Genomic DNA, 22444 nt, shown 5'->3' with positions numbered 1-22444 from the left:
ACATCGGCGGCCGTCGGCGGTCCTTCGGGACCCTCGGCGGCCGCCGTGTCGTGGCACCGCGCGCGGTCGCGAACACCTACCTGACTCCCAAGTAGCCAAGGGTTGACAGTCCGAAGCGCTGAGTGCCTCCGTGAGCCTCTTGGAGCCCCGCTCCGTATATGGGGACCCGGCGGAGGAGGATTCAGGGCGGCACATGAGGACTCAGGTACCGGCAAACCCCCATCACTGTCGGCGCTACCGGTAGACTGGAAGCCAATCCCGCCCCACTCGTGGGGACCGTCCGGGACAAGCTGAGCAACGCTGATCAAGGCTTACCAACGCAACATGCCGCAGCCGCTCCGGCAATCCGCCGAAGAGCTTGGCTCGTGCTGTGCCAGAAAGGGCGCTTCGTGGCCGATTCCGGCAACCCCAACGAGAACATCCCGTCCACCGACGCCGGCAGGAAGCACGAGGTCACCGCCTCGTACGACGCCAGCGCCATCACCGTCCTCGAGGGCCTGGACGCGGTTCGCAAGCGACCCGGTATGTACATCGGCTCGACCGGCGAGCGCGGCCTGCACCACCTCGTGCAGGAGGTCGTCGACAACTCCGTCGACGAGGCGCTGGCCGGGCACGCGGACACCATCGACGTGACGATCCTCGCCGACGGCGGTGTGCGCGTCGTGGACAACGGCCGTGGCATCCCGGTGGGCATCCACCCCGTCGAGAAGAAGCCGGCCGTCGAGGTCGTGCTGACCGTGCTGCACGCGGGCGGCAAGTTCGGCGGCGGCGGCTACGCCGTCTCCGGTGGTCTGCACGGCGTCGGCGTCTCCGTGGTGAACGCGCTGTCCACCAAGCTGTCCGTCGACATCAGGACCGACGGCTACCGCTGGACGCAGGACTACAAGAGCGGTGCCCCGACCGCTCCGCTGGAGCGCCACGAGGCCACCACCGAGACCGGCACCACGGTCACCTTCTGGGCCGACCCGGACATCTTCGAGACGACCGTCTACTCCTTCGAGACGCTCTCGCGGCGCTTCCAGGAGATGGCGTTCCTCAACAAGGGCCTGCGCATCAACCTCACCGACGAGCGTGAGTCGGCGAAGGCCACCGCGGGTGCCGACGAGGCGGGCGAGGACGAGAAGTTCGAGGTCAAGACCGTCTCGTACTACTACGAGGGCGGCATCGTCGACTTCGTGAAGTACCTCAACTCCCGCAAGGGAGACGTGGTGCACCCCTCGATCATCGACCTCGAGGCCGAGGACAAGGAGCGCAACCTCTCGCTCGAGGTCGCGATGCAGTGGAACAGCGGCTACACCGAGGGCGTGTACTCGTTCGCCAACATCATCCACACGCACGAGGGCGGTACGCACGAAGAGGGCTTCCGCGCGGCGCTCACCAACCTGATCAACAAGTACGCGCGCGACAAGAAGCTGCTGCGGGAGAAGGACGACAACCTCACGGGTGACGACATCCGCGAGGGTCTGACGGCGATCATCTCGATCAAGCTGAGCGAGCCGCAGTTCGAGGGCCAGACGAAGACCAAGCTGGGCAACACGGAGGCGAAGACCTTCGTGCAGAAGGCCGTCTACGAGCACCTCAACGACTGGCTGGACCGCAACCCGCTGGAGGCCGCGGACATCGTCCGCAAGGGCATCCAGGCGGCCACCGCGCGCGTGGCGGCCCGCAAGGCGCGTGACCTGACGCGTCGCAAGGGCCTGCTGGAGTCGGCGTCGCTGCCGGGCAAGCTCTCCGACTGCCAGTCGAACGACCCCACCAAGTGCGAGATCTTCATCGTCGAGGGTGACTCCGCCGGCGGTTCGGCCAAGTCCGGCCGCAACCCGCAGTACCAGGCGATCCTCCCGATCCGAGGCAAGATCCTCAACGTCGAGAAGGCGCGGATCGACAAGATCCTCCAGAACCAGGAGATCCAGGCGCTGATCTCGGCCTTCGGCACGGGTGTGCACGAGGACTTCGACATCGAGAAGCTCCGCTATCACAAGATCATCCTGATGGCGGACGCCGACGTCGACGGCCAGCACATCTCCACCCTGCTGCTGACCTTCCTGTTCCGCTTCATGCGGCCGCTGGTCGAGGCCGGGCACGTGTACCTCTCCCGTCCCCCGCTGTACAAGATCAAGTGGGGCCGGGACGACGTCGAGTACGCCTACTCCGACCGCGAGCGGGACGCGCTGATCGAGATGGGCCGCCAGCGCGGCAAGCGCGTCCGCGAGGACTCCATCCAGCGCTTCAAGGGTCTCGGCGAGATGAACGCCGAGGAGCTGCGCATCACGACGATGGACCAGGAGCACCGCGTCCTCGGCCAGGTCACCCTGGACGACGCCGCCCAGGCCGACGACCTGTTCTCGGTCCTCATGGGCGAGGACGTCGAGGCCCGCCGCGCCTTCATCCAGCGCAACGCCAAGGACGTCCGCTTCCTCGACATCTGAGTCGGTCTCAGCTGACCGCACCAGGAAGGATCTTCACCAGCAATGGCCGACGAGAACACCCCCGTCACCCCTGAAGAGGGCGGCGTCATCGCCCAGCGTGTCGAGCCCGTCGGGCTCGAGACGGAGATGCAGCGCTCGTACCTGGACTACGCGATGTCCGTCATCGTGTCCCGTGCGCTGCCGGACGTCCGGGACGGCCTCAAGCCCGTCCACCGCCGCGTCCTGTACGCGATGTACGACGGCGGCTACCGCCCCGAGCGCGGCTTCTACAAGTGCGCGCGCGTCGTCGGCGACGTGATGGGCAACTACCACCCCCACGGCGACAGCTCGATCTACGACGCCCTGGTGCGCCTCGCCCAGCCCTGGTCGATGCGCATGCCGCTCGTCGACTCCAACGGCAACTTCGGCTCCCCGGGCAACGACCCGGCGGCCGCCATGCGCTACACCGAGTGCAAGATGGCGCCGCTGTCGATGGAGATGGTCCGCGACATCGACGAGGAGACCGTCGACTTCACGGACAACTACGACGGCCGCTCCCAGGAGCCGACCGTCCTGCCCGCCCGCTTCCCGAACCTGCTGATCAACGGCTCGGCCGGTATCGCGGTCGGCATGGCGACCAACATTCCGCCGCACAACCTGCGCGAGGTCGCCGCCGGCGCCCAGTGGTACCTGGAGAACCCGGAGGCCTCGCACGAGGAGCTCCTGGACGCCCTCATGGAGCGCATCAAGGGCCCCGACTTCCCGACCGGCGCCCTGGTGGTCGGCCGCAAGGGCATCGAGGAGGCGTACCGCACGGGCCGTGGCTCGATCACCATGCGGGCGGTCGTCGAGGTCGAGGAGATCCAGAACCGCCAGTGCCTGGTGGTCACGGAACTGCCGTACCAGACCAACCCCGACAACCTCGCGCAGAAGATCGCCGACCTGGTGAAGGACGGCAAGATCGGCGGCATCGCGGACGTCCGCGACGAGACCTCCTCCCGCACCGGCCAGCGCCTGGTCATCGTGCTGAAGCGGGACGCGGTCGCCAAGGTGGTGCTGAACAACCTCTACAAGCACACCGACCTCCAGTCGAACTTCAGCGCCAACATGCTGGCGCTCGTCGACGGCGTCCCGCGCACCCTCTCCCTGGACGCGTTCATCCGCCACTGGGTGACGCACCAGATCGAGGTCATCGTCCGCCGTACGAAGTTCCGGCTGCGCAAGGCGGAGGAGCGGGCGCACATCCTGCGCGGCCTGCTGAAGGCCCTGGACGCCATCGACGAGGTCATCGCGCTGATCCGGCGCAGCGACACCGTCGACATCGCGCGCACGGGCCTGATGGAGCTCCTGGAGATCGACGAGATCCAGGCCAACGCCATCCTCGAGATGCAGCTGCGCCGCCTCGCCGCCCTGGAACGCCAGAAGATCATCCAGGAGCACGACGAACTCCAGGCCAAGATCCGCGAGTACAACGAGATCCTCGCCTCCCCGGTCCGCCAGCGCGGCATCGTCAGCGCGGAACTCGCCGCGATCGTCGAGAAGTACGGCGACGACCGCAAGACCATGCTGGTGCCCTACGACGGTGACATGTCCATCGAGGACCTCATCGCCGAGGAGGACATCGTCGTCACGGTCACGCGCGGCGGTTACGTCAAGCGCACGAAGACCGTCGACTACCGCGCCCAGAAGCGCGGCGGCAAGGGCGTGCGCGGCACGAAGCTCAAGGAAGACGACATCGTCGACCACTTCTTCGTGTCCACCACGCACCACTGGCTGCTGTTCTTCACCAACAAGGGCCGGGTCTACCGGGCGAAGGCGTACGAGCTCCCCGACGCCGGGCGCGACGCGCGCGGACAGCACGTCGCGAACCTGCTGGCCTTCCAGCCGGACGAGGCGATCGCCGAGATCCTGGCGATCCGCACCTATGACGTGGCGCCGTACCTGGTGCTGGCGACCAAGGGCGGTCTGGTGAAGAAGACGCCTCTGAAGGATTACGATTCGCCGCGTTCCGGTGGTGTCATCGCGATCAACCTCCGTGAGACGGAGGACGGTTCGGACGACGAACTGATCGGAGCCGAACTCGTCTCCGCCGAGGACGATCTGCTTCTGATCAGCAAGAAGGCCCAATCGATCAGGTTCACCGCTACGGACGAAGCACTGCGCCCCATGGGCCGTGCGACCTCGGGTGTCAAGGGCATGAGTTTCCGTGAGGGGGACCAGCTGCTCTCGATGAATGTTGTTCGACCCGGTACGTTCGTGTTCACTGCCACAGACGGCGGGTACGCGAAGCGGACCGCCGTCGACGAATACCGCGTCCAGGGTCGCGGCGGCCTCGGCATCAAGGCCGCCAAGATCGTGGAGGACCGTGGTTCTCTCGTCGGCGCGCTGGTGGTCGAGGAGAGCGACGAGATCCTCGCCATCACGCTGGGCGGCGGTGTGATTCGTACGCGAGTCAGCGAGGTCAGGGAGACGGGCCGTGACACCATGGGCGTCCAACTGATCAACCTGGGCAAGCGCGATGCCGTCGTCGGTATCGCACGTAACGCCGAGGCGGGACGCGAGGCGGAGGAGGTCGAGGGCGGCGACGCCCTCGACGAGACCGTCGAGAGTGCCGCGACCACCGGCACGGACGAGGGTGAGGCGCCCTCGGCCGAGTAGCACGAGGAGTGAGTCACGTGAGCGGAGCCACGGGCGCCGGACCGTCCAGTACCCCTACCGGTACGGACACGGACGGCGGCGGCCGTGGCTCCGCCGCGCGGGCGACAGATTCGCACACGACCCAGCTCAAAGCGATCAAGTCGCCCGCGAAGGACGCTCCCTCGCGCGACACACCTGGATCACAGGGGGGAACTGTGACGGACACCCGAGGCCCGCAGACCCAGCAGTACGCGGCCGGCGCGGGCTCGGCTGCTCCGGGCGCACAGCCGCACCAGCAGCCTGCGGGCGAGGAGCCGGCGCCGTCCCCGTTGCCGGGGGAGCGCGGGCCGCAGCAGGCCTCCGGGCCCTACCACCCGCCGCAGGCCTACCCGGCGCAGGCCGCCGCCTCCCCGGGCGCCGTACGCCGCCCGCGCACCGGCGCGCGCACCACGCCGCGCACCCGCAAGGCGCGGCTGCGGGTGGCCAAGGCCGACCCGTGGTCGGTGATGAAGGTCAGCTTCCTGCTCTCCATCGCGCTGGGCATCTGCACGATCGTGGCGGCCGCGGTGCTGTGGATGGTCATGGACGCGATGGGCGTCTTCTCGACCGTCGGCGGCACGATCTCCGAGGCGACCGGCTCCAACGAGTCGAACGGCTTCGACCTGCAGTCCTTCCTGTCGCTGCCGAACGTCCTGATGTTCACGACGATCATCGCGGTCATCGACGTCGTCCTCGCGACGGCGCTGGCGACCCTCGGCGCGTTCATCTACAACCTCTCCGCCGGCTTCGTCGGCGGCGTCGAGCTGACGCTCGCCGAGGACGAGTGACGAGCGCGCCCCATTAGCTGCGATCGTCGGCTCAAACCTGCGGTGTGGACCCCTTCGAGAACCGATTTTGGGACTGCCCATGTCGTGCGCTAATCTTCAGGAGTCAGCGCGCGGGACACACACCGCAAAGCGCGGCGGGGCTATAGCTCAGTTGGTTAGAGCGCATCCCTGATAAGGATGAGGCCACAGGTTCAAATCCTGTTAGCCCCACCAGCGAGAAGACCCCCGGTCCACCAGGACCGGGGGTCTTTTGACATCAAGGGGTGACATCAACGGGTGACACCAACCGTTGACACCAGCCGTCGGGGGCTGCCCCAGAAGACGTGCGCCTCTCAGCCAAGCACGCCTGAGCCCGCGCTCATCGAGTAGGTCCCGGAAACTCTTGCAGCACGAACGCCCCCGGTCGATCAGACCAGGGGCGTTCGTGCTGCGGCCGTAGTCAGCGTGTACGCAAGTTCGCCTGTACGTCGTGGAGTGGAGGTGACGGCGCGCCGTCAGCGCTGGAGAGGCGTGGCCGGCTCGGCGGGAGTGGTGTCGGCGTTCTCCTCGCAGGAGGCGTCGGAGAGTTCCATGTCCGCGTCCGTGTCCGCGGGCGGGCGGTGGCGGCAGCTGGGGGTCTTGCCGTGGGCCTCGGCCCGGATGCGCTGTTTCATCGTGGGGGGCAGGGCCCTGGTGAAGGTCCAGGACCACAGGGCGGGTGCCGGTGTCGTGGCCTCCGCCGTGCTGTTGCGGGTCTGCTCGGTCTGCGGTACCGCCGCGGCGGCGGTGGTGGTGATGAGTCCGAGCGTCGTGCACAGCGCCAGGAAGGCGGTGACGACGGCGATCCACAGCTTCATGACCTTGTTCTGGGCCATGGCCCCTCACTTTCGGGTTGGGCGATTTGCGTACTTTCCTCATGATGTGTATGAGCGCCGCGAAATCACGGACCGACGCCCATGGCGCGTCGATCTTCAGATGAACACCACTCGGATGGGTGCAAGGAGCCAGAAAAGCGGAGGAAAGTGGAGGAGAAGCCTCGAATTCACCGTTCGTGTGGGTGTGATCACCCTTCGATCGGAACGGTGTCATCCGCTTCTACTGCGGTACTCAGGGCGGTAGTTGAGGGGGCTGACGCAGGTCACCGATCGGTATCGGCCGGTGTGTATAGTCGGGCGCCAGAGGTCCCCTACGTCAAGGAAAGACGAGGTCGCACGGTGAAGAAGCTTCTGCTGGTCGCACTGGCCGCCATCGGCGGGCTCCTCGTGTACCGCCAGATCCAGGCGGATCGCGCCGAGCAGGATCTGTGGACGGAGGCGACTGACTCCGTGCCCACGGGTTCGTGAGCACCGACATACGGTTCTGAGCAGACCCCGGCCGCCCTCGCGGTCGGGGTTTTGTGTTGCGTGAGACGCGGCCGGGCAGGATGAGCCACGGCCAGGCGACGGCGAGGGGGCGCGTGATGGGGCGGCGTACGGTACGCGTGCGGGGGCGGCGGCGTACGGCGCGGTGGCGCGGCGTGTGCGCGGCCGTCGTGGGAACGGCCCTCGCCGTGCTGGTGCCGGGGCGGGCCGCGCTGGCTGCGGACACGCCCCCTCCCTACGCGTTCGCCCCCGACACCCGCACGGTGACCGGCGCCGCGACCACCACGGACGCCCGGCGCCTCGACCTGGGCGAGACGTACCGCAGCACCCTCCCGGCGGGCGGCAAGCTCTACTACGCCCTCGCACTCGACGAGACGTCCGACGCATACGTCTCCATCACCGCCGTCCCGCGCGCGGACGCGACGGTTTCCCCCACCGCGGGCATCAGGGTGTCCCTCCAGAACGCCGACAGCCGCTCCTGCTCCATCGAGAGCGCCTCCTTCGGGATGAGTCGCAGCCCCCGGCCGATCGTCGCCTGGGGAGCGCGTGAGAGCTTCTCCCCGCGGACCTCGTGCCGGGGCGGCGGCGCGTACTACGTGCTCGTCGAGCGTCTCGACGGGGCGGACGCGTCGCCGGACGCGTGGGAACTGGAACTGGCGCCGGTCTCGGAACCCCGCCTGGAGCGGGCCGCCGGCACGAGAGCCCCCGAGGAATGGGACTCCGCGCCCCCGCAGCCCCCGACGAACGCCGCCGTACGACGCCCGGGCGGCGCCGGATTCGACGAGGCCGCCCCCTTGGGACACGGGGTCTGGAGCACCGACGTCCGCCCCGGACAGACCCTCTTCTACGCGGTGCCGGTCGGCTGGGGGCAGCAGCTCCACGTCACCGCAGAACTCGGCAGCACGACACGCGGCGGCTTCGTGGCCGGAGCCCTCACCACGTCGCTGTACAACCCCGCGCGCGTGCCCGTCGACGACGTGTCCCTCGGCTACAGCGGCACGCAGAAGACGGGCTCCCTCGCCCCCCTGCCTCCGGCCGAGTACACCAACCGCTACGCCCACTCCCGGCAAGTGAGCGCGATGCGGTTCGCCGGCTCGTACGTCCTCGCCGTCCACCTCTCCGCGCGGATGGCCGAGAAGTACGGCGACCAGCCGTACGGCGTGACCCTGCGGGTGCGCCTCGACGGCACGGCCGGGGCGGCGCCCGCATACGCGGGGGAGCCCGAGCCGCGGGGCCTCTTCGACGTGGCGGCGCGGGGCGGGGAGGGGGCGTCCGGAGGCGGGGCCGCGGGCGCGGGGGGTGACGCAGCGATGAAGGCGCTCGCTGTCGGGGGGATCGGCGGCGGGAGTCTGGTGCTGGTGGTGCTGGGGGCCTGGACGGTGGCGGCTCGGCGGAGGGGGGCCGGGGCCGCCGGGTAGGGGGCGGTGTACCTGGTCCCTGTCGGCACGGCCGCCGGGTAGGGCCGTATCCCCGGCCTCGCATGGCGGGTGGTGAACCCGCTCCCACCCGGCCGGGGACGGACGACGGGCGGGGTCCCGGGGTTTTCCTCGGGCGTGCGGCGTCGGCCAACGCTCAGATGCGTGTCAGAGCCCAGAAACCCATGACGTAACAGGCCAGCGCGAGCAGCAGCAGGGGCACGACCACCTTGGCCGGAGGGCCGGGTCGGCGCCGTGCCCTGCGCGCCGCCGCTCTCCCGGTGGCGTGTCGCGCACTTTCCTGGCCCGGAGGCGGAACCTGCGGGACCTGAGCGGTGTACGAAGCAGTAGAGGCATCGGCGCGCTGGGGCGCCGGGGGCGCGACGGGCGGGCTCGGGTAGGGCGGCGCCAGCGGACGGGGGGAGGGCAGGACATGCGTGGGGTCATGCGGGGAGACGTGAGGGGAGCCGTGGGCGGGCTCGTGCAGCGCGCCTTGCTGTGTCTGGGGCGGTGCCTGGGGGCGTGGCCGCTGAGCCCGGGAGGAGGAGCCGGTGGACTGTGGGGGCGGCAGGGGGAAGCTGCCGGTGTCCGACATGCTGGGCGGCTGCGGGGTGCCCGAGGCCTCGGCAGGAGAGGCCGACGGGCGGGGCTGCTCACCCCTGCGGGGTTCATCAGGCGGTACGACCCCGGGAGCGCGATCCCGACGCGGATCTGTTGGCACGGAACCGGTGCCGGGCCACCCGGAGCCGGAGTCGCCGGCCTGCCTGAAGGGCCCGGACGGCCGGGCCGGTGCCGGGGGCCCCGGTGGCGCCGAGGGTCCCGGTCCGGGGGGCCCGGGGGCTCTGGACGCGCCGGGGGAGCCGAGGTGCCCGGCGGGTCCGGGCGGTGTCGGGGAGCCCGTACCCGACCCCGCGTCTCCCCACCCCGCCACCGCGCCGGTGGACTCCGTCCGCACCCCCGGAGCGGGTTTGAGCGGTCCCTGCGGTCCGTATCCCGGTGGCAGTGGCCCCAGTTGGTCGAAGATCTCGATCAACTCGTCGTCGGGGCCGGGCTCCGGCAGCAGTTCCACGGCCGCGGCGAGCGCCTTGCGCGCCCCCGTGGCGGTGCGGAACCGCGCCTGCGGATCCGGCTGCACCAGCGTGGCCACGACCTGCCACAGCGGCTCGGGAATGCCCTGGGGGGCGCGTGGCGTCCCGTGCGCTGCGAAGTACTGCACGAGTGCCTTGGCGTCCGGCTTGGCGCCCTGCAGGAGATACAGCGCGACCAGCCCGACGGCGAACAGATCGGCGGGGAAGTCCGGTTCGGAGCCCATCAGCTGCTCGGGCGAGATGTAACCCGGCGTCCCCACCACGAGGTTGGTCTCCGTCAGCCGCGGCTCGCCCAGCCGCATCGCGATGCCGAAGTCGGACAGCCGCAGCCTCGGCCGGCCCGTACCGGTCGCCTCCAGCAGCACGTTGGCGGGCTTGACGTCCCGGTGCACGACATCCTCCGCGTGCACCGCGGCCAGCCCCGACAGGAGCTGGTCGAGCAGCGTGCAGACGAAGGAGGGCGGCAGAGGCCCGTAGTCCCCGACCAGATGGACCAGCGAGCCACCGCCGACCAGGTCCATGGTGAACAGGACCTTGTCGTCGTCGGCGGCCCAGCTGGCGGGGGCGAGGACATGGGGGTGGTCGATCCGAAGCGCCTGCTCTCGTACGAAGCGCAGCAACGAGTGCGCGTCGCTCTGCTGAAGCACCTTGGCGGCGACATAGCGACGGCGGCGGTGGTCCCAGGCGCGCCAGACCGCGCCCACACCGCCGCGTCCGATCGGGTCGACGAGTTCGTACCGGCCGGCGAAGACCTCACCCATGGCTGTGCGTCGCTCCTCCCCCTTCGGTCTCGTCCCTTGCCTCCCCCGCCACGCGCGGTACGACTCCCGCCGTGCTGTGTCGGGACGGGTGGGACGAGCGACACCCCTGGCTCCGATGCCGGCGAGCGACGCCCCCGGCTCCGCTCCCGGCGAGCGGCACCCCCGGTTCCGCTGGCCCCACTTCCCGGCGGGCGGCACGGCCCGTTTCCCGGACCGGCGGGTGACACGCCCCCACGTGCCCCGCCGGACGAGTCACGGCCCCCGTGTCCGTACCGGTGCCGCGAAGAGCTCGCGCGCCCCGCGTCCCGCTCACGGCCGTCGGCCCGGCTGCCGAACCCCCTTCGGTGACCGGGCCGCGGGTCAGCTCTGGTGGGACTGGTAGTGCGTGACCGCGTCGGAGGTGCGGCCCGCGCCATAGACCCGGAGGAACTCTGCCAGTTCCGGATGGGTCGGGGCGAGGGTGTCCGCCGCGTCGATGATGTCCCCCGCGGCGGCGACCGAGCGCAGCAGCGACTGGATCTCGCGGACGACCCGCTTGACCGTCGGCGCTCCCGAACTGCTCGTCGTGGTCGTGGCGTTGCTGAGCACCGAGCCCCCCTGGGACTTCTTGATCTCGTCCATCCGCTCGGTCGCCTCGGCCGCGCTGACGCTGCCGTCCGCGACCTGCCCCGCCAGGTCCTGGAGCAACTGCACCCGCTGGACCACGGCCGGGTTGCCGATCTTCGCCCGCTGCCCGCTCATCAGCTGCGACAGCATCGGCGCGGACAGTCCCAGCACCCCCGCGAGACGAGCCTGGTTGAGACCAAGATCGTCGATGAGCTTACGGAAGAGCGCCCCCAGCGGCTCCCCGTACCAGTTCCGCTGCAGTTCCCGCGCTCTCGCGGTCGCTTCCTGCTGTGCGGCGTCCATTGCGTCTCCCCATCGCTTCCCCAAATACCGCGGTTCGCTGTAGCGAACCACGCCGAGCATCTTACGGAGAGTGGTCGTGCATCGGGACCCCCAATCTTTTTGCGAGATACCGGGGGCGACCCGGTACTCTGGTCTGCGACGCCCGCCGGTATGAGTCGCTTCCGGTCGGACGTTCCTCTTCCGGGGCCTTAGCTCAGTTGGTAGAGCGCTGTCTTTGCATGGCAGATGTCAGGGGTTCGACTCCCCTAGGCTCCACACCTCGGACCGGCCGGTCGCCCTCGTGGCGGCCGGCCGGTCCTCGCATGTGCCGGTTTTTCACGCGCCGGACGCGCCCCTGGGGCAGGTGTGGACGAAAGAGGGCTCCGGAGGTGACGTGGCTCACTCCGGGCCCGTGGGCGCGTTGCAGTTATTTGCGCAAACGCAGAAGCGCGCGTAGCGCACCGGGCCGCCGCGTCTATGTGTGAGGAGTCGGCGGAGGACGGTATTCCGCTGGTGGAGGCCTTGTGGGGACTGGTGTCAGCACGCACTTGTCACCGGTGTGACGCTCTCCGTCAACCCGGCTCGCGTGGAACGTGCCCACCCGGAGCGTTGCAAACGTCATCGTGAGTGCACACGGCAAGCATCCGCCCAGTGCACACGGCAAGCATGCGCCGTTCCCGCGCCCCGTTCCACGTGAAACATCGCTGTGGGGCAGGAGACCCTCAAGTCTCCTGCCCCACAGCGATGTTCGGAGCGTCGGACGTCACCGACGATCGTCGCGGTCGGCAGCCTCCTCCTCGGCCTCCTTGACCTGGACCTCGGGGTCGAGCACGGACTGGCCGCTGCCGTCCACCGACGTCAGCCGGGGCGACTCCGGGACCTCCGTCGCGGCGGGCGGCTCGACCAACCAGTCGGGGTTGGCCTGCTTGTCCCACCACTTCCAGGCGGCGTAAGCACCACCCGCGACGACACCGGCGACCGCCAGCGCCTTGGCGAGGCGGCCGGCCCGCGCCCGGCGGTTGTGCTTGCGGACCAGCTTCTCGATCTCCTTGGGCGAGACCTGACCGCGCAGTGCGAGCAGCGCGGCCGCGCCGCGGGCTGCGGCTTCGTCCTTGACCGGCGTGGCCGCGGCCACGGCCTGCTCGATCCTCGGACGGGAATAGTCGGCGGCCTGCCGGGCGGCCTTGCGGGTGCGCACGGCAGCTTCATGGGCGGCGTGGTCGACCTTCGGCGGCACATGCGTCAGGGCCTGCTCCACGCGCGGCGCGACATACGCGCCGTACTGGACGCGGGCCTGTTCGGCTGCCAGCGACACCTTCGGCGCGAGCCGTACGCGTGCCTCGTGTGCGTAGTGGGCGGCCCTGTCCTTGGCCGTGTCGGCGTAGGGCGCCACCACTTCCGCGGCGTGCAGCACGCTGTCCTTCGCCGAACCGGTCGCGGCGCGCACGCTGTCAATGCGGGTCACGGGAATCCTCCTCCTCGGTGGCGTACGGTATTTCGACTTTCCACCCTTTTACGGATCATGCCTGTCAACCGCGTGTCGGGCATGCGCGGACGGGCATCCGGGTCACGGACGCTGACGCCGAACCCCTCTCCGATCAAGCATTGCTGAAGAGCGTTCACATGCAATAGCAGATGAATACAGGGCAACAGGAGCTTGTCGTCGACAATGCCACGGATCGTCGCCAAGCGCTCCCGGCCCGGGACTACTCGACCGGATTTCTGCACGTGCGCGCCGAGACAGCCCTCGCGGACGGGCGCCGGGCGCCGGGATGCGCGGCCCGTGCGAGGATCGGGGGGTCACAGGAAGACAACGGAAGGCAGAACGTGGCTGAGCAGCTCTACGCCACCCTGAAGACCAACCACGGCGACATCGAGCTCCGGCTCCTGCCGAACCACGCGCCGATGACGGTCAAGAACTTCGTCGAGCTCGCCAAGGGTGAGCGTGAGTGGACGAACCCCGCCACCGGCGAGAAGTCCGCGGCCAAGCTCTACGACGGCACGGTCTTCCACCGGGTGATCAGCGGCTTCATGATCCAGGGCGGTGACCCGCTGGGCAACGGCACCGGCGGCCCCGGCTACCAGTTCAAGGACGAGTTCCACCCGGACCTCTCCTTCGACCGGCCCTACCTGCTGGCCATGGCCAACGCCGGGCCGGGCACGAACGGCTCGCAGTTCTTCATCACCCTCGGTCCCACGACGTGGCTGAACCGCAAGCACACCATCTTCGGCGAGGTCGCCGACGAAGCCAGCCAGAAGGTCGTCGACGCCATCGCGGGCACGCAGACCAACCCGCGCACCGACCGCCCGCTCAACGATGTCGTCATCGAGTCGGTCGTCGTCGAGACCCGCCAAGGCTGATCACCGGCTCCCACCGACCGCCGAGTCCGCCTAACCCGCCGAGACCGCCGAGTCCCCGAGCCGTCGGCCGGGCGGTCCGGCTCCCGTCGGCACCGGGCCCCGCACAGGGAACCAAACGCCCCGCTCGTCCGTAAGGATGGGCGGGGCGGTTTCACTGCATACGACGACTTAGGGGACCCCATGGACCAGGCGCCAGGCAGCCCGCAGGGCCCGGAGGACCAGGGCACCCAGCCCGCCCAGGGTCTGCCGGGCTGTTACCGCCACCCCGACCGTGAGACCGGCATCCGCTGCACCCGCTGCGAGCGCCCGATCTGCCCGGAGTGCATGGTCAGCGCCTCCGTCGGCTTCCAGTGCCCCGACTGTGTCCGCGGCGGCTCCGGCACCGGTCACCGCCCTGACGCCGCCATGCCCCGCACCCTGGCAGGCGGCATGATCGCGGCGGACCCCCGGCGGGTCACCAAGATCCTCGTCGGGATCAACCTCGCCGTCTTCATCGCCGTCCAGGCTTCCACGTCACTGCTGAGCGACCTGGTCCTGATCGGCGTCTGGCCCCCGGCACCCTTCACGCCCACCGAGGGTGTCGCCGAGGGGCAGTGGTACCGCCTGGTCACCTCGATGTTCACGCACCAGGAGTACTGGCACATCGCCTTCAACATGCTGAGCCTGTGGTGGCTCGGCGGCCCCCTGGAAGCCGCCCTCGGCCGGGCCCGCTACCTCGCGCTCTACCTGGTCTCGGGACTCACCGGCAGCGTCCTGTCCTACCTCCTGGAATCCCCCACCACGGCCACCCTCGGCGCCTCGGGCGCCATCTTCGGCCTCTTCGGGGCCACCGCCGTCCTGATGCGCCGGCTCAACCACGACCTGCGGCCGATCATCGCGCTGTTGGTGATCAACCTGCTCTTCACCTTCAACCCCATGGTCAGCATCTCCTGGCAGGCCCACGTCGGCGGCCTCGCGGGCGGCCTGGTCATCGGCTACGCCATGGTGCACGCCCCGCGCGAGCGCCGCTCCCTGGTCCAGTACGGCACCTGCGCCCTGGTGCTCGCCGTGGTCGTCGTACTGACGCTGGTGAGGACCGCACAGCTCACCTGAGCTGCGGTTGTCCACAGTGGGTGGCGAAGCCTGTGCGTACGGTGCGGGAACAGCTGTGCCCCCTGTCACTGACCGGAGTTTCCGCAGGTCAGGCAGGGGGGCGAACGAGCTTTCGAGCGCCGGTGTGTCAGTCGTACCGGCGTCAACAGCAGAAGGGTTATCCACAGATCGTCTGTCTTTTCCCCAGTGTGGATAACGCTGTGGATAACTCAGTGGATAGCTTGGGGCAGAGCTACTTCCACTGGGTGGAGACGCCGAACCCGGCGGCGATGAAGCCGAAGCCCACGACGATGTTCCAGTTGTCCAGCGCGTCGATGGGCAGCGACCCGTCCGTCACATAGAAGACGACGATCCATGCCAGCCCGATGACGAACAGGGCGAGCATGACGGGCGCGACCCAGGCGCGGCTGTTCAGCTTGATGCTGGTCGCCTGCTTCGCCGGCGGCGGCGTGTAATCGGCCTTCTTGCGGATACGTGACTTCGGCACGAGGGTCTCTCCTGTCGATGCGCTGCGTGGCCGCGCAGGTAACTAGGTCGGGCTCGGGGCAGCGTACAAGGGGACACGTGGTGCTCCCCCGGGCGTCCGTTAGCGTAGTGCTTCCGCGGCGCCGAAGGAGATAAGGGTACGTTGAGCAATTCTGCCGACTCTCCCGGGACGGGATCCAGCCCTGCCCGCAGGCGAGGTTTCCGGCCCGTGCGGCTGCTCACGGTGGCCGTCTTCGCTCTCGCCGGACTCATCTTCTTCACCAGCTTCAACACGGCCAAGGGCACCAACATCCGCACGGACGCCTCGCTGCTCAAGCTCTCCGACCTGATCCTGGAGCGCAGTCACAAGAACGGGCAGCTGGACGAGACCAACGGCGCCCTCCGGGACGACGTGGAGGCACTGGCCGAGCGGGACGACGGCAGCACCAAGGCCGAGGACGACAAGCTGGCGGCGCTGGAGAAGCAGGCGGGCACGCAGCAGCTGAAGGGCCAGGCGATCAGCGTCACGCTCAACGACGCCCCGCCGGACGCCACCGCCAAGCTCCCCGGCTATCCCGAGCCGCAGCCGGACTACCTGGTCATCCACCAGCAGGACCTCCAGGCCGTGGTGAACGCGATGTGGCAGGGCGGCGCCAAGGGGATCAAGGTCATGGACCAGCGGTTGATCTCCACCAGCGCGGTGCGCTGCGTGGGCAACACGCTCATCCTCCAGGGCCGGGTCTACTCGCCGCCGTACAAGATCACGGCCATCGGGGACCCGGAGCGGCTCAAGACATCGCTCGCGGCCAGCAAGGCCATCCAGAACTACATGGTCTACGTCAACGTCTACGGCCTCGGATGGAAAGTCGAGGACGAAGGAGCGGTGACTCTGCCCGGCTACTCGGGCACAGTGGATCTGCAGTACGCCAAGCCTGTGGAGTAGGCCTCTTCTGGAGCCGCCGGTGCGTGTCGTCGTCAGGACCGTCAGCGAACTGTGCATCACCGCCGGGGCCCTCATCGTGCTGTTCGTGGCCTACGTGCTCTTCTGGACCGGCGTGAAGGCCGACGACGTCATGGGCGAGCAGATCGACCAGTTGCAGGACCAGTGGGCCAGGGGGAGCGTGCAGCCGTCGGCGGGCGCTTCCGCGGGTGCGCGGGAGCCGGCGGCGTACCGGAGCGGGAAGCCCTTCGCGATCATGTACATCCCGCGGCTTGGTTTCACGTGGAACAAGCCCGTGCTGGAGGGCACGGCGGTCGGCACCCTCAAGAAGGGGCTCGGGCACTACGCGCGCACCGCGCGGCTCGGGGAGACGGGCAACTTCTCGGTGGCCGGTCACCGGCGCACGTACGGCGATCCCTTCAAGGACTTTCCGCGGCTGCGGCGCGGGGACGCGGTGGTGCTCACGGACGGGACGACCTGGTTCACGTATCGGATCGACAAAGGGCCCTACAAAACCGTGCCCACGGACGTTGAGGTGATCGATCCTGTGCCACGTAAGTCGGGGTACACGGGGTCGGGCCGCTACCTCACGCTGACCACGTGCGATCCGGAATGGGGCCACAGCCACCGGCTGATCGTCTGGGCGCATCTGGACTCCACACAGCCTGTGGAGGAAGGCAAGCCCCAGGCGCTGCGCCGTTAGTCTGGTGGCTGTACGGCGTGAGTCTGGTGCCGTGGTGCGACGGAAGGGACGGCATGTACGGCTGGATCTGGCGGCATCTGCCGGGTAACGCGTGGGTGAGGGCTCTGATCTCACTCGTGCTGGTGCTCGCAGTGGTCTATGTCCTCTTCCAGTACGTCTTCCCGTGGGCCGAACCGCTGCTGCCTTTCAACGATGTGACGGTGGACAACCAGTGAGTGCGCGGATTCTCGTCGTCGACAACTACGACAGCTTCGTCTTCAACCTGGTGCAGTACCTGTACCAGCTGGGCGCCGAGTGCGAGGTGCTGCGCAACGACGAGGTGTCGACGGCGCATGCCCAGGACGGCTTCGACGGCGTGCTGCTGTCGCCGGGCCCGGGGACGCCGGAGGAGGCGGGCGTCTGCATCGAGATGGTCCGCCACTGCGCGTCCACCGGTGTGCCGGTCTTCGGCGTGTGCCTCGGCATGCAGTCCATGCAGGTGGCCTACGGCGGTGTCGTGGACCGTGCGCCGGAGCTGCTGCACGGCAAGACCTCGCTGGTCGAGCACGAGAGCAAGGGTGTGTTCGCGGGGCTGCCGACGCCCTTCACGGCGACGCGTTACCACTCGCTCGCGGCCGAGCCGGGGACGGTGCCGGCCGAGCTGGAGGTGACCGCGCGGACGCACGACGGGATCATCATGGGTCTGCGTCACCGTGAACTGCGTGTCGAGGGCGTGCAGTTCCACCCCGAGTCGGTGTTGACGGAGCACGGTCATCGGATGCTGGCCAACTGGCTGGTGGAGTGCGGCGACCAGGGTGCGGTGGCGCGGAGCGCGGGGCTGGCCCCGGTGGTGGGCAGGGCCTCGGCGTGACCGCGCTGCGCCCCGAGCGCGAGTCCGGGACCTCGTACGGGAAGCAGTCGTACGAGGACACCGGTGCGCTTGGGGAGTGGTACGCGGGTCAGTCGTACTCCGGCTCCGGCGAGCCCTTTGTCCCGCCCGTGGACGAGGAGACGGTGGCTCTGCGGATACCGGAGCCGCCGCCGACCCGAATAGAGGGGCCGGGAACGGCCTCTGACGCCTCATCCGCCACGAGAGCCACCGGAACCCCTACCGGCGGTCGTGCGGCCCGGAGAAAGGCCGCCAAGCGGCGTGGCGGGCGTCATGGAGGTCATGCGCGGCCCTCCGCCGAGGCGGCCGAGCCGTCGGAGGAGGGGAAGTCGTCCGCGCCGCTCTCCCGGGTCGAGGCCCGGCGGCAGGCCCGCGCGCGCAAACCCAGCGCGGGTGTGCTGGCGAGCCGTGCGATCGGCGAGGTGTTCATCACCACCGGTGTGCTGATGCTGCTGTTCGTCACCTACCAGCTGTGGTGGACCAACGTGCGGGCGCACGCGCAGGCCGGCAAGGAGGCGAGCAGCCTTCAGAACGAGTGGGCGAGCGGGCAGCGGGCGCCGGGCGAGTTCGAGCCGGGGCAGGGGTTCGCGCTGCTGCACATTCCCAAGCTGGACGTGGTCGTGCCGATAGCGGAGGGCATCAGCAACAAGAAGGTGCTCGACCGGGGCATGGTCGGGCACTACTCCGAGGGACCGCTCAAGACGGCGATGCCGAGCGCGAAGACCGGGAACTTCGGGCTCGCGGGGCATCGGAACACCCATGGTGAACCGTTCCGGTACATCAACCGGCTCACCAAGGGCGACGAGATCGTCGTGGAGACGCAGGACGACTACTTCGTCTACAAGATGACGTCGTCGCTGCCGGTGACGCCGCCGAGCAACACGAGCGTGCTGAACCCGGTTCCGCCGCAGTCCGGGTTCACCGAACCGGGCCGTTACATCACCCTGACGACGTGCACGCCGGAGTTCACCAGCAAGTACCGGCTGATCGTCTGGGGCAAGATGGTCGAGGAACGGCCGCGCAGCAAGGGCAAGCCGGATGCGCTCGTCCAGTAAGGCAGATGAGACAGTGGCAGCGACCACGGAGCAGCACGAGGTCACCGAACCGGCCCCCGCCCCGCGCCGGCGCCGTATGGGCCGGATCGCCATGGCCGTCAGCGTCTTCGGTGAACTCCTCATCACGGCGGGGCTGATCCTCGGCCTGTTCGTCGTCTACTCGCTGTGGTGGACGAACGTCATCGCCGACCGCGCGGCGGGCAAGCAGGCCGACAAGGTCCGCGACACCTGGGCCCAGGACACCGGGCCGGGTGCGCTGGACACGAAGAACGGCATCGGCTTCCTGCACGTCCCCGCGATGAGGAACGGCGAGGTCCTGGTCGAGAAGGGCACGTCGGCCAAGCAGCTCAACGACGGTGTCGCCGGTTACTACACCGACCCGGTCAAGGCGACCCTGCCGATGTCCGGCAAGGACGGCAACTTCTCCCTCGCGGCCCACCGTGACGGCCACGGCGCCCAGTTCCACAACATCGACAAGATCGAGAAGGGCGACCCGATCGTCTTCGAGACGAAGGACAAGTGGTACGTCTACAAGACGTACGCGATCCTTCCGGAGACCTCGAAGTACAACGTCAAGGTGCTCGGCGCGATCCCCAAGGAGTCGGGGAAGAAGAAGGCCGGCAAGTACATCACCCTGACCACCTGCACGCCGGTGTACACGAGCCGGTACCGGTACGTGGTGTGGGGGGAGCTGGTGCGGGTGGAGAAGGTGGACAGCGAGCGGACGCCGCCGCGGGAACTGCGCTGACGCCGTCGTGCCCCCGGTTCGGCACCGGGGGCACGGTCTGCGGGGGATCAGACGGTCAGCAGTGGACCGCGAGCGTGACCAGCTGGGCCAGCGAGGAGCCGGACGGGTTGTGGATGACCCCGTTCAGCTTGATGCAGCGGTTCGCGGAGCCCGTGACCTGGCGGGGTCCGGCGTACGTGATGTAGTTGCCGGAGTCGGAGTCGTACTGGTCCGAGGCGCAGGACCGGCCGGCCACGCTGCCGGCGGCGCAGCGGTCGATGAAGATGGCCATGTGCTTGCGGGTACCGAAGTAGGTGTCCACGGTGACGGCACAGTTGGTGCCCCCGTCCGCGGTGCTGTAGTAGAGGTAGACCACGCCGTACTTCACGCCGTTGCTGGTCTTGACGTCGTAGGTGTCGATCAGGTTGCCGGAGCAGCCGTAGCCTGCGGCGCTCGCTGTGGGGGCCATGACGAGTCCGCCGATGAACAGCGCCAAGGCGGCGAGCATCGTAGAGATGGTCTTGCGCATGCCGGATCTCCTGGAGATGAGGGGGGTGTGCACGACAAATGCACCGTGAAGATATGTGGGGCCCCCGGGGGCGGCAAGATCGTCAACTCGGTGGAAAAGCAGGCGAGGCCCCCATGATCGCCTGTGATCTACGACACCTGACGTCAGGAAAGGGCTGAGCCCCGGCACCCTCACGGGTACCGGGGCTCAGTCGCTCAGGAGCGTCGGATCAGTCCTCGGTGCGGGCCGCGGTTCCGGTCACGCCGCCGAAGAAGCCGCCGCCGTCGTCGCCGCCGTTGTTGCCACCGTTGTTGTTCTGCTGGGCGATGGCGGTCAGGTTGACCGTGGTGCCCTTGGGCACCGTGGCGCCGGGCTGCGGATTCTGGGCCAGGACGATGGCGTTCTCGTCCTGGGAGCCGGTGACGTTGACCGACAGACCGAGATCCTCGAGGGTCTTGCGGGCGTCCTTCAGCGTCTGCTGGATCACCGACGGCACCTGGACCTGCTCCTCGGCCTTCTTCTTGCCCAGGTGGATCGTCACCGTCGAACCCTTGTCGACCGAGGCGCCGATCTGCGGGTCGGTGCTGATGACCTTGTCGACCAGGTTGCCGTCGTCGGTCTCCGTGTCGGTCACGCAGTTGCCGGTGAGGTTGCTCTCCGTCATCCGGGCCTTGGCCTCGTCACAGCTGAGCTTGCTGACGTCCGGGACCGTGGACTTCTGGATCTCCGTGGCGACGGTCAGGGTGATCGTCGTTCCCTTCTCGACTTCCTTGCCGAAGACGGGGTTCTGGTCGAGGACGGACCCTGCGGGCTCCGTGGACTCCTTCGACTTCTTCTTGACGACGAGCCCGAAGTCGTCGCCCTCCAGCTTCTCCTTGGCCTCGTCGAACTGGTCGCCGATGACGCTGGGGACGGAGACCTTCGGGGCGCCGGTGGAGACCACCAGGTTGACGGTGGACTGCTTGTCGACCTTCAGGCCGTCCTTGGGGTCCTGGTCGCAGATCTTGCCCTTGGGCTGCTCCTCGCAGGGCTTGCTGGTGAAGGACAGCTTCAGGTCGCTGTTCGTCGCCATCCGCTCGGCGTTGTCCTTGGTCTCACCGATGAAGACGGGCACCGCCACCTGGTCGTCCGCGCTGTCGTTCCCGCTGAACGCCCACTTGCCGATCAGGATCGCGCCGATCAGGACCAGCACGGCCGCGACGACCAACAGGATCGTCGAGGTGTTGTTCTTCTTCGGCTGGCGGCGGCGGTCCGGGCGGTCGTCGTAGCCGTAGCCCCCGTCGTCCGGGTTCATGGGCGGGAGCATGGACGTGGCGCCGGCGTCCGTGGAACGCAGGGCGGTGGTCGCCTGGTCGTCGGGGTAGGCGCCGTAGCCGACCGAACCCATCGCCGCGGTGGCCGCCACCGGCTGGCCGTCCAGGCACGCCTCGATGTCGGCGCGCATCTCGTCGGCGGACTGGTAGCGGTAGTTGGGGTCCTTGACCAGGGCCTTGAGGACGATGGCGTCCATCTCGGGCGTGAGCTCGGGGTCGAAGACCGACGGGGGCTGCGGCTCCTCGCGGACGTGCTGGTAGGCCACGGCCACGGGGGAGTCGCCCACGAAGGGCGGGCGTACCGTCAGCAGCTCGTAGAGGAGGCAGCCCGTCGAGTAGAGGTCGGAGCGCTGGTCGACCTGCTCGCCCTTCGCCTGTTCCGGCGAGAGGTACTGGGCCGTGCCGATGACCGCCGACGTCTGGGTCATCGTCATGCCGGAGTCGCCCATGGCGCGGGCGATGCCGAAGTCCATGACCTTGACCTGGCCGTTGCGCGTGAGCATGACGTTGGCCGGCTTGATGTCGCGGTGGACGATGCCGGCCCGGTGCGAGTACTCCAGGGCCTGGAGGATGCCGATCGTCATCTCCAGCGTGCGCTCCGGCAGCAGCCGGCGGCCGGAGTGCAGCAGTTCACGGAGCGTGGAGCCGTCGACGTACTCCATGACGATGTACGGGATCGAGACCCCGTCGATGTAGTCCTCGCCCGTGTCGTAGACCGCGACGATCGCGGGATGGTTGAGCGAGGCGGCCGACTGGGCCTCCCGGCGGAACCGGGCCTGGAAGGACGGGTCGCGCGCGAGGTCCGCGCGCAGCGTCTTCACCGCCACGGTGCGGCCGAGGCGGGTGTCATGCGCGAGGTATACCTCCGCCATGCCACCACGACCGAGCACCTGGCCCAGCTCGTACCGGCCGCCGAGGCGACGCGGCTCTTCCATAGCTACCTACCAGCCCTCTCCGTCGGTCCCGACCGGCACTGGTGTGCGGTCGGAGGCTGCCGTCCGGGCCTACCGTACCCGGCTGGCTTTGTGTGACCTGGCCAAGCCCGTCA

At 68.9% G+C, this 22444-nt stretch carries 20 protein-coding genes and 2 tRNA genes; 15 read left to right on the top strand and 7 right to left on the bottom strand.

Annotation, left to right across the window (positions count from 1 at the left end):
* Positions 1-365 precede the first annotated feature (365 nt).
* The 4 genes from gyrB to ACH41F_RS20995 all read left to right on the top strand — a co-directional run bounded on the left by gyrB (position 366) and on the right by ACH41F_RS20995 (position 6085).
* Entirely contained in the window at positions 366-2429 is a 2064-nt protein-coding gene (gyrB, locus tag ACH41F_RS21010; RefSeq protein WP_391233458.1) for a DNA topoisomerase (ATP-hydrolyzing) subunit B, read from the top strand.
* A gap of 42 nt (positions 2430-2471) precedes the next feature.
* The gene (gene gyrA / locus ACH41F_RS21005; protein ID WP_391233457.1) at positions 2472-5066 is read left to right on the top strand and encodes a DNA gyrase subunit A; all 2595 of its coding nucleotides are present in this window, start codon (positions 2472-2474) and stop codon (positions 5064-5066) included.
* Positions 5067-5083: 17 nt separating this feature from the next.
* The gene (locus ACH41F_RS21000) at positions 5084-5872 is read left to right on the top strand and encodes a DUF3566 domain-containing protein (RefSeq protein ID WP_398836892.1); all 789 of its coding nucleotides are present in this window, start codon (positions 5084-5086) and stop codon (positions 5870-5872) included.
* A 136-nt stretch (positions 5873-6008) separates the two neighbouring features.
* Positions 6009-6085 (top strand) — tRNA-Ile (locus tag ACH41F_RS20995).
* A 281-nt stretch (positions 6086-6366) separates the two neighbouring features.
* Here ACH41F_RS20995 and ACH41F_RS20990 read toward each other — a convergent pair.
* Entirely contained in the window at positions 6367-6726 is a 360-nt protein-coding gene (locus tag ACH41F_RS20990) for a DUF6344 domain-containing protein (protein WP_391233454.1), read from the bottom strand.
* Between the two features lie 339 nt (positions 6727-7065).
* On the opposite strand from ACH41F_RS20990, the gene ACH41F_RS20985 reads away from it, so the two are divergent.
* Both ACH41F_RS20985 and ACH41F_RS20980 read left to right on the top strand, forming a co-directional pair.
* Positions 7066-7194: a DLW-39 family protein gene (locus tag ACH41F_RS20985; RefSeq protein WP_003999697.1), complete on the top strand. Its 129-nt coding sequence runs from the start codon at positions 7066-7068 to the stop codon at positions 7192-7194.
* A gap of 116 nt (positions 7195-7310) precedes the next feature.
* Positions 7311-8630 carry a hypothetical protein gene (locus tag ACH41F_RS20980; RefSeq protein ID WP_398836891.1) on the top strand — a complete coding sequence of 440 codons (1320 nt, stop codon included), beginning with the start codon at positions 7311-7313 and terminating at the stop codon, positions 8628-8630.
* Between the two features lie 154 nt (positions 8631-8784).
* Here ACH41F_RS20980 and ACH41F_RS20975 read toward each other — a convergent pair whose 3' ends face one another.
* Positions 8785-10476, bottom strand: coding sequence for a protein kinase (locus ACH41F_RS20975; protein ID WP_398836889.1), 1692 nt, complete (start codon positions 10474-10476; stop codon positions 8785-8787).
* Positions 10477-10836: 360 nt separating this feature from the next.
* Positions 10837-11385: a DNA-binding protein gene (locus ACH41F_RS20970; protein WP_109497163.1), complete on the bottom strand. Its 549-nt coding sequence runs from the start codon at positions 11383-11385 to the stop codon at positions 10837-10839.
* A gap of 182 nt (positions 11386-11567) precedes the next feature.
* On the opposite strand from ACH41F_RS20970, the gene ACH41F_RS20965 reads away from it, so the two are divergent.
* Positions 11568-11640 (top strand) — tRNA-Ala (locus tag ACH41F_RS20965).
* 487 nt (positions 11641-12127) lie between these two features.
* Here ACH41F_RS20965 and ACH41F_RS20960 read toward each other — a convergent pair.
* Complete coding sequence (locus tag ACH41F_RS20960; protein WP_391233448.1) at positions 12128-12829, bottom strand: DUF5324 family protein; 702 nt, start codon at positions 12827-12829, stop codon at positions 12128-12130.
* 362 nt (positions 12830-13191) lie between these two features.
* Here ACH41F_RS20960 and ACH41F_RS20955 point away from each other — a divergent pair, with 362 nt between their 5' ends.
* Positions 13192-13725 (top strand): peptidylprolyl isomerase, encoded by a 534-nt coding sequence (locus ACH41F_RS20955; protein WP_391233446.1) that lies wholly within the window; start codon positions 13192-13194, stop codon positions 13723-13725.
* 180 nt (positions 13726-13905) lie between these two features.
* On the top strand, positions 13906-14817 hold the full coding sequence (locus tag ACH41F_RS20950) for a rhomboid family intramembrane serine protease (RefSeq protein ID WP_391233444.1): 912 nt from the start codon (positions 13906-13908) through the stop codon (positions 14815-14817).
* Positions 14818-15049: 232 nt separating this feature from the next.
* Here ACH41F_RS20950 and crgA read toward each other — a convergent pair whose 3' ends face one another.
* Positions 15050-15304, bottom strand: coding sequence for a cell division protein CrgA (gene crgA, locus ACH41F_RS20945; protein ID WP_059194346.1), 255 nt, complete (start codon positions 15302-15304; stop codon positions 15050-15052).
* Between the two features lie 141 nt (positions 15305-15445).
* Here crgA and ACH41F_RS20940 point away from each other — a divergent pair, with 141 nt between their 5' ends.
* From ACH41F_RS20940 to ACH41F_RS20915, 6 genes are read left to right on the top strand one after another with little or no spacing between them, the layout of a single operon-like run.
* Positions 15446-16225 (top strand): DUF881 domain-containing protein, encoded by a 780-nt coding sequence (locus ACH41F_RS20940; RefSeq protein WP_391233441.1) that lies wholly within the window; start codon positions 15446-15448, stop codon positions 16223-16225.
* 19 nt (positions 16226-16244) lie between these two features.
* Positions 16245-16925, top strand: coding sequence for a class E sortase (locus tag ACH41F_RS20935; RefSeq protein ID WP_391233439.1), 681 nt, complete (start codon positions 16245-16247; stop codon positions 16923-16925).
* 53 nt (positions 16926-16978) lie between these two features.
* Positions 16979-17140 (top strand): hypothetical protein, encoded by a 162-nt coding sequence (locus ACH41F_RS20930; protein ID WP_171060312.1) that lies wholly within the window; start codon positions 16979-16981, stop codon positions 17138-17140.
* A complete protein-coding gene (locus ACH41F_RS20925) occupies positions 17137-17775 on the top strand; it encodes an aminodeoxychorismate/anthranilate synthase component II (protein WP_391233437.1) in 639 nt (212 codons plus the stop codon). Before ACH41F_RS20930 ends, ACH41F_RS20925 begins: the two co-directional genes overlap by 4 nt.
* Positions 17772-18848: a class E sortase gene (locus ACH41F_RS20920; RefSeq protein WP_398836885.1), complete on the top strand. Its 1077-nt coding sequence runs from the start codon at positions 17772-17774 to the stop codon at positions 18846-18848. Before ACH41F_RS20925 ends, ACH41F_RS20920 begins: the two co-directional genes overlap by 4 nt.
* A gap of 13 nt (positions 18849-18861) precedes the next feature.
* Entirely contained in the window at positions 18862-19596 is a 735-nt protein-coding gene (locus tag ACH41F_RS20915; protein ID WP_391233433.1) for a class E sortase, read from the top strand.
* Between the two features lie 55 nt (positions 19597-19651).
* Here ACH41F_RS20915 and ACH41F_RS20910 read toward each other — a convergent pair whose 3' ends face one another.
* Positions 19652-20104 (bottom strand): hypothetical protein, encoded by a 453-nt coding sequence (locus ACH41F_RS20910; RefSeq protein ID WP_391233432.1) that lies wholly within the window; start codon positions 20102-20104, stop codon positions 19652-19654.
* Positions 20105-20312: 208 nt separating this feature from the next.
* Positions 20313-22331, bottom strand: coding sequence for a Stk1 family PASTA domain-containing Ser/Thr kinase (pknB, locus tag ACH41F_RS20905; protein WP_398836882.1), 2019 nt, complete (start codon positions 22329-22331; stop codon positions 20313-20315).
* Between the last annotated feature and the right edge of the window lie 113 nt (positions 22332-22444).

Origin of the sequence: Streptomyces sp. NPDC020489 (genome assembly GCF_044386545.1) — a bacterium.
Classification (GTDB): domain Bacteria; phylum Actinomycetota; class Actinomycetes; order Streptomycetales; family Streptomycetaceae; genus Streptomyces.
Note: the sequence above shows the minus strand (reverse complement) of the source record. Positions and strands in the feature narration are given on the sequence as shown.